The 13440-nt window shown below is 58.4% G+C and carries 8 protein-coding genes and 3 pseudogenes; 8 read left to right on the forward strand and 3 right to left on the reverse strand.

Going from position 1 to position 13440, the window contains the following annotated elements:
* The 6 genes and pseudogenes from JCM25146_RS17645 to JCM25146_RS06055 all read left to right on the forward strand — a co-directional run bounded on the left by JCM25146_RS17645 (position 1) and on the right by JCM25146_RS06055 (position 7493).
* Positions 1-1190, forward strand: a pseudogene (locus JCM25146_RS17645) (TIGR03862 family flavoprotein).
* Positions 1187-2668, forward strand: a complete 1482-nt coding sequence (locus JCM25146_RS06030) for an ATP-binding protein (RefSeq protein ID WP_025826602.1) — start codon at positions 1187-1189, stop codon at positions 2666-2668. The pseudogene JCM25146_RS17645 and the gene JCM25146_RS06030 overlap by 4 nt, the downstream one beginning before the upstream one ends.
* A 53-nt stretch (positions 2669-2721) precedes the next feature.
* Positions 2722-3905 (forward strand): annotated as a pseudogene (locus tag JCM25146_RS17650) (ATP phosphoribosyltransferase regulatory subunit).
* Between the two features lie 65 nt (positions 3906-3970).
* Positions 3971-5259: pseudogene (locus tag JCM25146_RS17655) on the forward strand (adenylosuccinate synthase).
* Positions 5260-5510: 251 nt separating this feature from the next.
* Positions 5511-6206 (forward strand): phosphate regulon transcriptional regulator PhoB, encoded by a 696-nt coding sequence (gene phoB, locus JCM25146_RS06050; protein WP_025826604.1) that lies wholly within the window; start codon positions 5511-5513, stop codon positions 6204-6206.
* A 27-nt stretch (positions 6207-6233) separates the two neighbouring features.
* Complete coding sequence (locus JCM25146_RS06055; RefSeq protein ID WP_025826605.1) at positions 6234-7493, forward strand: sensor histidine kinase; 1260 nt, start codon at positions 6234-6236, stop codon at positions 7491-7493.
* Positions 7494-8126: 633 nt separating this feature from the next.
* Here the strand turns inward: JCM25146_RS06055 and JCM25146_RS22855 are convergent.
* Positions 8127-8297 (reverse strand): hypothetical protein, encoded by a 171-nt coding sequence (locus JCM25146_RS22855; RefSeq protein WP_199897714.1) that lies wholly within the window; start codon positions 8295-8297, stop codon positions 8127-8129.
* Here JCM25146_RS22855 and pstS point away from each other — a divergent pair.
* Both pstS and JCM25146_RS06075 read left to right on the forward strand, forming a co-directional pair.
* Complete coding sequence (gene pstS / locus JCM25146_RS06070; RefSeq protein ID WP_242400961.1) at positions 8296-9282, forward strand: phosphate ABC transporter substrate-binding protein PstS; 987 nt, start codon at positions 8296-8298, stop codon at positions 9280-9282. The genes JCM25146_RS22855 and pstS overlap by 2 nt on opposite strands.
* A gap of 157 nt (positions 9283-9439) precedes the next feature.
* On the forward strand, positions 9440-11158 hold the full coding sequence (locus JCM25146_RS06075; RefSeq protein WP_025826612.1) for an OprO/OprP family phosphate-selective porin: 1719 nt from the start codon (positions 9440-9442) through the stop codon (positions 11156-11158).
* Between the two features lie 246 nt (positions 11159-11404).
* Here the strand turns inward: JCM25146_RS06075 and JCM25146_RS06080 are convergent, their stop codons facing one another.
* Together JCM25146_RS06080 and JCM25146_RS06085 are read right to left on the reverse strand one after the other, a co-directional pair.
* Positions 11405-11854 (reverse strand): glycine zipper family protein, encoded by a 450-nt coding sequence (locus JCM25146_RS06080; protein WP_025826614.1) that lies wholly within the window; start codon positions 11852-11854, stop codon positions 11405-11407.
* A 138-nt stretch (positions 11855-11992) separates the two neighbouring features.
* On the reverse strand, positions 11993-13315 hold the full coding sequence (locus JCM25146_RS06085; protein ID WP_025826616.1) for a hemolysin family protein: 1323 nt from the start codon (positions 13313-13315) through the stop codon (positions 11993-11995).
* Between the last annotated feature and the right edge of the window lie 125 nt (positions 13316-13440).

The following is a 13440-nucleotide window of genomic DNA, read 5'->3' on the forward strand; positions in this document are numbered from 1 at the left end:
CTGTCCGGGGTGGGGTATGGTGTGCGGGTCATGGACCGCATGCCCAGTTTTGGCCGCAAGTTCCTTATGGCCGGACGGGGTGGGCTGAACATTGCCCACTCCGAAGAACATGCAGCAGTCATTGAGCGCTATGGCCCGGCCAGCCCATGGTTGCGTCCGGCACTGGATGCATGGACCATGCCTGATATTCGTGAGTGGATGTCCGGGCTGGGGCAGCCGAGTTTTGTTGGCTCTTCCGGCAGGGTTTTCCCCACAGGGATGAAGGCGTCACCCCTGCTGCGGGCATGGCTTGCGCGTTTGCATGCGGCTGGGGTGGTTCTTCAAACCCGCGCGGACTGGCTGGGGTGGGGCGAGGGCGCGCAGCTTCTGTTCACTACACAACAGACGGGGGATGCGGCTGCGCAGCAGGTGGCGGTGGAGGCGGATGCCGTTCTGCTGGCCCTTGGCGGCGCAAGCTGGCCACGGTTGGGGAGTTCTGGTGGCTGGGTTCCTCTGCTGCAACAGCGTGGCGTGGAGGTGGCGCAACTGGAGCCTGCCAACTGCGGCTTTTGCACGCAGTGGTCCACTCTTTTTGCAGAGCGTTTTGCAGGCACTCCGCTCAAGCCTATCGCCCTGACGTTTGAAGGCAGACGTGTGCGTGGCGAAATTGTGCTGACCCACACAGGGGTGGAAGGGGGCGCACTTTATGCGCTTTCCACCCCTGTGCGGCAGGCTATTGCCACGCAGGGGCAGGCCACCGTGCTGTGCGACCTGCGCCCGGACCTGAGCGAGCAGGAGCTGCTGGGCAGGTTGCGTGCAACCCGTGTGCGGGAGAGCCTGAGCAATCGTTTGCGTAAGGCGCTCCGTCTGCCCCCCGCAGTGGTGGGGCTGCTGCGTGAGCAGGGTGATGTCCCCGCAGACCCCCGCGCTCTGGCAGCACTTATCAAGGCCGTACCGCTGACTTTTTATGCCCCTGAGCCACTGGCCCGCGCCATTTCCACAGCCGGGGGGGTTACGCGCGCGGCGTGTGACGAGTCTTTTATGCTCAGAGCGCTCCCCGGTGTGTTTGTTGCAGGGGAAATGCTGGACTGGGAGGCCCCGACAGGGGGGTATCTGCTCCATGCCTGCTTGCTACCGGCCGTGCTGCGGCAAAGGGAATGGAGGCATGGTTGCGCAAGGGTGGGACAAGGCGGTATCCCCTCCAACCATGAACAGCATGATTACAATGGGGGAGGTGCCGGGGGGTGGTCCGGCACGCATGGACCTGGGTGAACTCCTGGCCACGCGTCTTCTGGTGCAGGGCAACTCCGGGTCGGGTAAATCGCATCTTCTGCGGCGTTTGCTGGAGCAGTCTGCGCGCATGGTCCAGCAGGCAATTATCGACCCCGAGGGCGACTTTGTCAGTCTGGCCGAAAAATTCGGGCATCTGGTCATAGATGGTGCTGACCATTCTGAAATGGCGTTGCATGCGGCGGGTGAGCGTATGCGCATGCACCGTGCCTCTGTAGTGCTCAATCTGGAAGGGTTGGATGCGGACCAGCAGATGCGTTGGGCAGCGGCTTTTCTGGGCGGTATGTTCGAGGTGCCGCGCCAGCACTGGTACCCCGTTCTGGTGGTGGTGGACGAGGCGCAGCTTTTTGCGCCCGCTGCGGCGGGTGAAGTCTCGGACGAGGCGCGCAGGGCCTCCCTTGGGGCCATGACCAACCTGATGTGCCGTGGCCGTAAGCGTGGACTTGCGGGTATTATTGCCACGCAGCGTCTGGCCAAGCTAGCCAAGAATGTGGCGGCGGAAGCCTCCAACTTTCTTATGGGGCGCACTTTTCTGGATATTGATATGGCGCGCGCGGCGGACCTTTTGGGCATGGAGCGCAGGCAGGCTGAGGCGTTCCGTGACCTTGCGCGTGGCACGTTTGTGGCTCTTGGCCCCGCCCTCAGCCGCAGGCCACTCTCTGTGCGCATTGGCGCTGTGGAGACGGAAAGCCGCTCGGCAGGGCCGGTGCTTGCGCCGTTTGAGCCGCCGTCCGCTCCTGTGCACGAGCTTATTCTGGCTCCCGTACCTGTGCAGGACCTGCCCGCCCGCCAGCGCAAGGCACCCGCTCCCTCAGCCCCCGACCTGCTGACACAGCTTGCCGCCCATGGGGAGGCACAGGCCAGTGTGCAGCCCGAGCAGGAGCAGGAGGAGGACACGCCCGAAACACAGGCCGAGCGTGAAAGCCGCATGAACGCCATCCTGCGTGACATGATGGAGGATGAGGATTCGTCCTTCAGGCCCGTGCCTGTCCTGTATCAGGATTTTCTGGTGCGCTGCCGTATTGCAGGGCTGGGGCGCAATGCTTTGGACCTGCGCCGCTTTAACCGTGCACTGGCCACAGCCCGCAGCGGAGTAGGGGAGGACACGTCCGCCTCCACACAATGGCAGGAGGCCGAAACCCGCGCCTCCGCCCTGCCAGAGGACCTTCAGGCGGTCTTTCTTTTTCTGGCCCGTGCCGCCATTGAGCGCGCGCCCTGCCCATCGGATGCGCAGATTGCCAAGGTATATGGCACGGTGTCCACCGGTCGGGCGCGCCGCCTTCTGGCATGGTTCGAGGACCAGAATCTGCTGGTGCTGCGGGCCGATGGCATGGGGCGGCGGGTGCTCACCTTTATCGGCTCAGGGTGGGAAACGCTGCCCGGTGTTGCCGAGGGTTGAGCCCATCCACCCGTTTTGTGTGGTAAAAGGCGCAAAAGAACACACCCACGGGCATGACGGGCGGAGCATGGAGTGCTATAGCCCGAGGCATGACGGACGACCCGCCCTTTAGCCCGGCCCTGCTGCCTGCTGGCTTTGTAGATCTGCTAACCCCCGATGCCCGTACGGAAGCGCGGGGTGTGGCAACCCTTATGGATGTGTTTGCCTCCCACGGCTACGACAGCGTCCGCCCGCCTCTTATGGAATTTGAGGAAACCTACCTTGCCGGTGCAGGGGTGGCTCTGGCGGAGCAGTGCTTCAGGGTCATGGACCCGGACACCCGGCGCATGATGGTGCTGCGGCCAGATATTACGCCCCAGATCGCCCGTATGGCTGCGACTCGCGTAAGCGGGCTGCCGCGCCCGCTCCGCGTATCCTACGCAGGCCCTTGCGTTGTGGTTGCTCCTGTAGCTGCGGAGGAAAGCAGCCGCCAGATCATGCAGACCGGCATTGAGCTGATCGGCCCGGATTCCCCCGAAGCCGATGCAGAGGTCATGTCTATCGGGGCCGAAGCGCTCATGCGCCTTGGCGTGAAGGATGTCTCCTTCGACCTGACCATGCCGCCCTTTATTCCCGCCCTGCTGGAAGAGGCGGGTGTGCCCGCCGCACAGCGCCCAGCACTTATGCGCGCGCTCGACCGCAAGGATGCCGCAGCCGTGGCCCAGCATGGCGGAGCGCTGGCTGCAACGCTTATTGCCCTGCTTGACGCCACCGGGGCTGCGGAGCACACGGTGGCGCTGCTGGCTGAGCTGAGCCTGCCACCCAAGCCCGCATTGTGCTGGACCGGTTGATTGATACGGTAGCCGCTGTGCGTGAAATCTGCCCGACCCTGCGCATGACCGTGGACCCGGTAGAATTCCGGGGCTGGAAATACCATACCGGTGTGTGTGTAACGCTGTTTGCCGTGGGCCGCTCGGAAGAGCTGGGGCGTGGCGGGCGTTACATCTGCAATGATAACGAACCGGCCTGCGGGTTGACCCTACGCCCCGACGTACTCTTCCGCATGATTCCCCCCGCTCCGGCACGTGCGCGCGTGTATCTGGCGCTGGATGCCAACCGGCAGGAAGCCGCAAGCCTGCGTACGCAGGGTTACGCGACCGTGCGCGGTTTTGCCTCCGGCGCACAGGCCGAGGTAGAGGCCCGTCACCTTGGGTGTGGCAGCGTTCTTACCGGCACCCACAGGGTGGACCTCGCCTGAGAGCACTTCAGGCGTGATTTTTCTTTTTTGACCAGCAGGCAGTTTTTTTCAGGAGCAGACCGTCTATGTCCAACGTAACCGTGATCGGCGCCCAGTGGGGTGATGAAGGCAAAGGCAAAATCGTTGACTGGCTGGCCAGTCGGGCCGACGTGGTGGTGCGTTTTCAGGGCGGGCACAATGCGGGCCATACGCTTGTTGTTGGCAATCAGGTTTACAAGCTGTCGCTCCTGCCGTCAGGTGTGGTCAGCGGCAAGCTCGGTATTATCGGTAACGGTGTGGTGGTGGACCCGCAGGCTTTGCTGGCCGAAATTGCGCGGATTGCAGAGCAGGGGCTGAACGTCACCCCCGAAACTCTGAAGATTGCAGAAAACGTCCCCCTTATCCTGCCCGTGCATGGTGCGCTGGACCGTGCGCGTGAGGCCGCCCGTGGCGATCGCAAGATTGGCACCACAGGGCGTGGCATTGGCCCCGCCTATGAGGACAAGGTGGCCCGCCGTGCCATCCGTCTGTGCGATCTGGCCGAGCCCGAGACATTGGACTGGAAGCTGGACGAACTGCTCCTGCACCACAACACCCTGCTGGCCGGTTTGGGTGCGCCAACCTTTGCCAAGGAAGAACTCCTTGCCTTCCTGAGCGATGTTGCCCCCAAGGTCCTGCCCTTTATGGCTGCCACGTGGGACATTCTCGATGATGCACGCCGCAACGCCGCCGCATTCTGTTCGAGGGCGCGCAGGCGGTCATGCTGGATGTGGACCATGGGACTTACCCGTTTGTTACCAGTTCCAACACCGTTGCTGCCAATGCGGGAACAGGTTCTGGCATGGGACCGTCTGCTGCAGGGTTTGTGCTGGGCATTGCCAAGGCATACTGCACCCGCGTGGGCGAGGGACCGTTCCCGACCGAACTGCACGATGCCATCGGCCGCCGCCTTGGTGAGCGTGGGCATGAGTTTGGTACGGTTACGGGGCGTCCGCGCCGCTGTGGCTGGTTTGATGCGGTTCTGGTCCGTCATGCCGTGCGGGTTGGCGGTGTTAACGGGCTGGCCCTGACCAAGCTGGACGTGCTGGATGGGCTGGATGAGATCAACATCTGCGTTGGTTACGAACTGGACGGGCAGAAAATCGAGCGCTTCCCCTCCGGCTCTGCGGCACAGCAGCGTGTTCGCCCGGTTTATGAGACAATCGAAGGGTGGAAAGAAACCACCCAGGGCGCGCGCCGCTGGGCCGACCTGCCTGCTCAGGCCATTAAATATGTGCGCCGTGTAGAAGAACTGGTGGGAGCTCCGGTCACGCTGCTGTCCACCAGCCCGGACCGTGATGACACCATTCTGGTCCGCGATCCGTTTGAAGACTGAGTTATGACGGTTTGATGACAGACGTCTTAAAGGCCCCGGCACTGTGCCGGGGCTTTTTTGTTGGTAGTCCGCTGGTTTTGTGGGTGGGTCACAAAAGATTCACAAAGCCGTTTTTGCTGTGTGCACAGCGGCTTTTATGCGTGTGCCATACGCCATAATGGGGTGCGCGCAGGGTTTTGGGCATACAGGCGGTTGTTTTTTGTCATCTGCGCGTCATATCCTAGTGGCAGGTTTTTAAAAGGCATTCTGGTATGCACAAGGCAGATCTTCTGGTTGTTGAGGATGATCCGGCACTCGCCCGGCTTGTTAGCTACAATCTGGAAAAACAGGGTTACATGGTGCGCCATGCAGCGGACGGAGAGGCTGCACTGGATTACGTGCGGCAACGCCGGCCTGACCTGATTCTGCTGGACTGGATGCTGCCCGGTATTTCCGGTCTGGAAGTCTGCCGCCGTTTGCGCGAGCAGGCCAGAACAGCCGCCCTGCCCATTATCATGTTCAGCGCCCGGGGGGAGGAAGCTGACACGATCCGTGGGCTGGATACCGGGGCGGATGACTATCTGGTCAAGCCCTTTAGCATGGACGCGCTGTTTGCCCGTGTTAAAGCCATTTTGCGGCGCGCCCCGCCGGTCGATAAAACCTTGCGGTTTGACACGCTGGTCATGGACCGGGTGAGCCACAAGGTGGAGCGGGATGGGCGGTTGCTGTCTCTGGGGCCGACCGAATATCGCCTGTTGGAATTCCTGATGTCGCACCCGGCTCAGGTGTTCTCGCGCGAGGAATTGTTGAAGCATGCGTGGGAGCGTAGTTCCTTTGTGGAGTTGCGCACAGTGGATGTACATATCCGCCGTCTGCGGCAGACCCTGAACGAAGGGGGAGGGGCGGATCTGATCCGCACCGTGCGGGCGCGTGGCTATGCACTGGATAAAGTGCAGGATCAGGACTGAACACACCGCAGAAAGGGGCGGCTGATCATGCATGCTTGGCTGGCGGCACTCTGCGGCATGGCGGGGGGCGGCGCGTTGGCGGCTTTGCCGCTGTTGTTGGCGCGTGCGAACCATTTTGAACCGCTTCCCGACGATTCCGAAAACCGGAAAAACCGCATGGGGCGGGACCATTCATCCACAGTTACGCTGGATGAGGTCATGGCCTGCCTGCCTGCGGCAACGCTGGTGCTGAATGACACACGGCTACCGTGTGTTATTTCGCCCGAAGCCAAAAGGCAGTTCACAAACAGCATTGGTAGCATTATCCGCCATCCGGCTTTTCAAAGCTGCGTGGACAGGCTTCTGGCGCAGAAAAAAGATGACCAGCAGCCTGCCGAGGCGCTGATTGTGCTGGATATCCCCCACTACAGGGTGGTGCGTGCGTGGTTGCAGAAGAAAACCGTGCCAGATGTGTTTCTCTCCGAAGGGTATCGTAAGGGAGGTGGCGCGTTTTCATCCAAAACAACGCTGGTTTTTGTTGCCCTGCATGATGAGACAGAGGCCGTTCTGGCCGAGCGCCAGCATACGGATTTTGTGGCGTTTGCCAGCCATGAACTGCGTACGCCACTGGCCTCCCTGCTGGGGTTCATAGAAACCCTGCAAGGCCCTGCCGCCGATGATCCGGGTATTCAGCAGGAGTTTTTGGGCATTATGTCCGAGCAGGCCAAGCGGATGCAGCGGCTATTGGACGGTCTGCTTTACCTGTCACGCGTGCAGATGCAGGAGCACCACAGACCCAAAGAAACAATAGGCATTGCTGAACTGCTCAAGCGTCTGTCGGACGAGGCAGCAGGGCTGATTGCGGGCAAGCCTGTGCGTTTTCAGGTTCAGGCGGATGATGTGCAGGAACTATGCGTGCAGGGGGATGAAACCCAGCTTTTGCAGGTGTTGATGAACCTTGTGGAAAACGCGCTCAAGTATGGCCTGTTTGACCGTGGCAAACGTCATGACGAGCCCTTGGGCATTACGGTTGCCTGCGCCCGTGCCGCCAAAAATGCCGGTTGGCCGACTGAGCCGGGGTTGGTGTTGAGTGTTACGGACACGGGACCGGGTATTCCTGCGCGGCACCTTAACCGTCTGACCGAGCGTTTTTACCGTGTGGCCAAAACAGCCGCCAGCGTGCAGGGCAGTGGTCTGGGGCTGGCTATTGTGCAGCAGATTCTGGCCCGCCATGATGGGCGTTTGAGCGTGGAAAGCACGGTGGGCGAGGGTACGACATGCCGCATATGGCTCCCACTCATAAGTTAGGCTCTGCCTGCGAGCGGATTTTAATCTAACAGTGACAATCATATGCCCGATGTGCTCTTTGTTGAGGAACCCGGGAGCTAAAAAGAAGGGCTTTGCAAACCATGCAGCATATCAGACACAACCTTGCTGTTTGCGTGTTCGGGTGTGTTGTGTTGATGGGCTGTTCTCGTTCACAACCAAAAGATGCCGACACAGTTTGTGCGCTCCCAGCGGCACATCCGGACGGTCACGGTCATGTCTTGGCAACTGTGGGGGATGGGCTGGGTCATCTGGCACCTATGGCGCTTTCTGCCATACCCGGCATGAATGGAATAGGTGGCCAAGCGGCAGGCATGGGGATGCAGCAGGTCACGAACCGTTTTGGCATGGACCATCCTCGTGGTATGGTCAGCAGTGTTCCCCTTCACGCGGAGAACGAAAACTCCGACCAACATACCATACCGTCCGTCCCCTGCCCAGTCAGGAAAACCGTACAACAAGAGGTTAACGGTCAGGATATCAAATTTTCTGAATAGTTAAAGAAAACCGGTGGCATTGCAGATATTGCTGGAAAACTCCTGCGACCTGATCCGACCTTACTGCTACCGCATTTTGGCTCCCGTTTTTTGTTAAAGGCAGCCATGGACTGGGTTGTCATAAAACCGTCATCCAATTGTCCTGAAAGCATAATACCATTTCCCCCTGACTTACTTTAACCCAGAACAGCGCGGCACGTTTTTGTTGCCGCATAAGCTTTTGCAATTGGCTCAGGGAAAAAACCAACATGCGTTTTTCAGTCAGGTCTGGAATGTGTCTGGCCGTCATGACCACCTTCCTTACGGCACTTCCAGCAGCATCTCGGGCCGAGAGCGTGACCGGTGCAGGCTCCAGCTTTGCCGCTCCGATCTATGAAGGCTGGGGTGCAGTCGCCAAGTCTGCCACCGGCGTGACCGTTAACTACCAGAGCGTTGGTTCCAGCGCAGGCCAGAACCAGATCGTGGCAGGCACGGTGGATTTTGGCGCGTCTGACGCTCCCATGGATGCCCAGAAGCTGGAAACCAACCATCTGTTCCAGTTCCCCACGGTTATGGGTGGCATTGTTCCGGTTGTGAACATCCCCGGCGGTATCAAGCCCGACACGATCACGCTGAGCGGTGACGTGCTGGCAGATATTTACGCAGGGACCATCACCTCCTGGAATGACCCCAAGATTGCGGCCCTGAACCCCGGCGTCAAGCTGCCGGAAGTGGCGATTGCACCAGTTCACCGTGCAGATGGTTCGGGCACAACCTTTGTGTTCACCTCCTACCTTGCGGGTTCTTCCTCCTCCTGGAAGGAAAACTACGGCGCGAGCACATCCATTAGCTGGCCCGGTGGCCTGGGTGCCCGTGGGAACGATGGCGTTGCAGCAACCGTGCAGAACACCGAAGGTGGCATTGGTTATGTGGAATACGCTTATGCAAGCCGCAACCACCTGACCACCATCCGCCTGCGCAACCATGCTGGCGCCAGTGTTGTTGCCGGTATGAACAGCTTTTCCCACGCCGCACAGGCTGCTGACTGGGGCCATGCTTCCCATTTTGCAGTGAACCTGCTGGACACGGATGGCAAGGAAGCTTGGCCGATCATGTCTGCAACTTACGTGCTGGTTCCTGTTCCTGCCCGTAACCCCGACCGTGATCAGGCCGTGCAGAAGTTCTTTAGCTGGAGCTTCAATAATGGTGATGCCATTGCCACCAAGCTGGATTATGTGCCTCTGCCCAAAGCCGTTAAGGACAGCATTATGTCCGCATGGAAAAGCGGCAAATAAATTACGTTTTGTAATTTTTACTGCGCATTTGAGCTTGCTGGAAAGCGGCCCGGAAACGGGCCGCTTTTTTAATAAATCCGTAACGAAACCATCACCGAAGCATCACGCACAAAAAAGTTAGAGCGGGTTATTCACTCCTCATCGTTCTTATCATGGAATGGCCACAATGCGCTGTAACTCGCTTTTTTCTTCTGTTGCTCTAACGTCTTTTATGTTGGCTGGAATCGCTCCTGTGGCCGAGGCGGCTTCCACTGAGGATTCCGAAATTCGTCTGCTGCGTGCGGAAATGTCCCAGATGCGTCGGGATATGCAGCAGCAGATCGTCACCCTCAAGCATCAGCTGGCAAAAAGCGATGCGACCTCAGCAAAAGGCCGCGTGGGTAAGGCGGCTGGCCATGGCCGCAACACCATGCATGTTGCTGACGGCACCTACGACCCGAACGTGCAGTTTGGTGAGCAGGAACCCCTCAAAAAAGCTGCTCCCCTGTCCGGTGTCGGCACCCCGCCGTCTGACCGTGGTGACACCATGTCCTGGAAGGACTTCAAAGCTGCCACGGCATCTGACGAAGAAGTCCGTATTGGTGGCATGATTGTCGGCTTCCCCAAAGGTCGCTTTACGGTTTCTTCCGAAGACGGCGCATACGGCTTTTCCGTTGGTCTGGCTTTCCACGAAGACTTTGGTGGTTTTCTTGGGACTAACGCGCGTGGTAGCGAAAAAGCTGGTGATTTCAGCAGCTTTACCGAAAATGCCCGCCGTATTCGTATCCCCTTCACCTTTCGTTACAAAGACTGGGTTGCTAACGTAACGCCTGACTTTGGTGCAGGTAGTGCTGACGGTGCATCCACCGACCAGACTCTGTATGAAGCGAACCTGAACTACACGGGCTTTCATAATACCATCCTGACGGTCGGTTACTTCCAGCCGCGCGTAACGGAAGAAGATTCCGAAAGCTCGAACGACTTCGAAATGATGGAACGTCCCGCCATCACCGATGCCGTGCGTAAGATTGCAGCAGGTGACGCCCGCTTCAGCTTTGGTGGTCTGCATTACGAAAAACGCTGGTGGGTTGCTGCTTACTTTACGGGGCAGAGCTTTGGTCAGCGTAGCAGCAATACAACTGGCAACAACTCCTATGGTGTGTCAGGTATTGTAAACAGCCAGACGGGCGGCACCTTCCGCGCTGCTGGTCGTCCTTATATGTCTAAGGACATTGACGTGCATGTTGGCATTTCCGCCATCAGCGCCTTCAAGGTGGCTGAAACATGCAGTGCGGGCACAACCACGGCAGCAGGTACCTGCTCGCGTTCCTATAAGCCCGGTCAGTCCCCAGAAGTTAACCTGACCAGCACAAACCTGATTGGTGCTACAATTAGCAACGCATCGTCTGTGTGGTCGGCAGGTCCGGAACTTGGTTTCCGCTGGAAAAAGCTTCTGCTTAAAGGCGAATACTACAATATCGGTATCAACCGGGACAACAGTGGGATTTCGGGGGCTGAAAAGCTCAAGACCGTTCATCTTCAGGGTTATTACGGTTCTGCCAACTATACTCTGTTTGGCAAGGGTCGTGAATATAACATCAAGGAAGGTGCATTCGCCGCTCCGGGTGTGGAACATGAATTTGACCCCTCACGCGGTTACTGGGGTGCAATGGAAATCACGGGTCGTTACAGCGTAACAGACTTCAGTGACGTTGCGCAGAACGTTAATGGTGGTCGTCAGACTGTATGGTCCGGTGGTATCAACTGGTATCCTAACCGCCACTTCCGCTTCATGCTTGACTTCAACCACTTCATTGTTTCCCAGAATGGTTCTGCATGGAACAACGCTGGGCGTAACGGGAACTCTCTCGCCGCCCGTGTGCAGGCTGCGTTCTAAAGCCGCTTGCCTCTGGCTTTGGTCAGATATTCAGTGTGGAAAAGGGTCATTCGCAAGAATGGCCCTTTTTTTATGCCTGTTGAAAGGCAGAGGAATAAAAAACCATACCGGACGGTATGGTTTTTTATTTTAATCATCAGATATGTGGAAGCTATATGGGGCTGCCGTGTGCTGCGGTGCACGTCATACCTGTTGCTTACAAGGTCTGTTTGACCCAGATTTCAGGGTAAAAATCCGGGCCTGCGTTTAGCGCGAGTAACCATACCCGTAAGCAGGCTGCGGGGCAGGCAGGACGTTTTTATAAGAGATCATGCATGCCACATACGCATTGTTATACTGCGTTTGAATGCCGCCTTGCTGACTGTTGGAATAGAGGCTCCCCCCCAGACCGCCACCCATGGCACCCGCAGCCGCCCCAATGCCAGCACCCGCGCCGCCGCCGGCAGCAGCGCCAAGACCTGCCCCCAGAGCTGTTGCGGCCAGCCCACCATAAATGGCCTTATGGTTCTGCCGTTCGGCCTGCCCCTGCACGGCCGCCGCGGCTTGGGAGCGGCAGAAGTTCTGTTCCTGCAGGAACTGACCATAGTTTTTGCCGGGTCCGGGCAGAACCTGTGCGGTTGGCCCCATGGGTGTTTCCGCACAGCCTACCAGTAAAAGAACGGGCAAGAAAGCAACGGGAATCGCTATAAACTTCATCTCACTCTCTCCAATTATATTGGACGATGTTAAGGTAAGAGAAGTATGTCATTTTTTAGTTAATAGAGGAATAATAGAAAAAAGGGGCAAGGCGGCCGGTACCGGTAAGCCTTGCCCCTTTTTTCTACTCTGCTCTTTTTACACAGTGGTATTCAGCCGTGTCACCAGAAGCTGGTTGATGCGGAAACCTTCCACGTCCACGACCTCAAAGCGAAAGCCCGAGGCATCCACCCGGTCAGTTTTGCGTGCCATGCGGCGTAGGCGGTGCATGATAAAGCCGCTGATTGTATCAAACTGCTCATGGTCGGGCAGGGTGGCAATATCCAGCTCACGCATGACTTCCCCAATGGGGGCAGCACCGTCCACCAGCCAGGAGTTGGCGTCACGCTGGACAATGGCCTGCTCCTCAAACGGGCTGGCCAGACCATCCATGAGCACACCCATGATATCCTTGAAGGTAATCAGCCCCACCACCAGACCATATTCATTGACCACCAGCGCAAAACCCACACCGGATGTGTCAAACTGGGCGAGTGTATCCCATAGGTTCAGCGTCTCCGGCACGGAGGGGACGTCGCGGCGCATGCGGGCAATGGGGTTGGAATGGGGGCGGCCCGAGGGAGCGGTGGACGGGTCCACAACGGATGCCAGAACGTCTTCCGCGCGGATGGAGCCAATGACCTTGTCTAGTCCGCCATTGCACAGCGGGTAGCGCGAATACGGCTCCATGCGCACTTTTTCGTGGTTATGTTCGGGAGTGTCCTGAATATCGAGAAAAATAATCTCGTCCCGGGGCGTCATGGCGGAGGTAACCGAGCGGTCCTGTAGTCCCAGCACGTTCTCGATCATCTGGTGCTCTTGATGGAGCAGGGCGCCAGAGGCTGTGCCCGCGGCCAGAATGGCATGCAGGTCCTCCGGAGTGACAGGTTCCACTGCCGAGGCAGCAGGAATTTTGAGCGCTTTGAGCACCACATCGGAAATTTTGGAAAAAATCCAGACAACGGGGTAGAGAATGCGCAGTGCCAGCCGTGGGAACCAGCCCACGGCAAGGGCGACCTTGTCGGGGTTGCTCATGGCAACGCGCTTGGGCAGCAGGTCCGCGAACAGTACGAACATGCCGGTAACAAAAACAAAACTAAGGGTGGAGGCCAGATTTTGCGCCCACCAGTCGGACAGTCTCCACTGAGTGAAAAAATCAGCCAGTGGGGGGGACAGCATTTCGGAGCTGACAATACCCCCCATAATTCCCACGCCATTCAGGCAGATCTGGATAACGGTTATGACCTGCCCGCTGTTGCGGCGGAGTGCCAGAAAAGCCTGGGCACGGGGGTCTCCTGCTTCTGCACGGCTGCGGAGCCTGACTTCCCGGGCAGCGGCAAAAGAGATTTCGGAAAGCGCGATCAGGATACTGATTGCGATAAGCAGAATAAGGGTCAGCAGACCCATTATGAACAGGAGCAAGAGAACGTCCGGTTTACTGTTAGGATGTCACAGTATGAACACAAAGTGAGCCGCTGACCAGCAATGATTCCCATTGTATTTTTTATGTCACGGAGGAATTGAGGGTCTTCAAAACTCTGTCAGAG

Source organism: Acetobacter okinawensis JCM 25146 (genome assembly GCF_000613865.1).
Taxonomy (GTDB): Bacteria; Pseudomonadota; Alphaproteobacteria; order Acetobacterales; family Acetobacteraceae; genus Acetobacter; species Acetobacter okinawensis.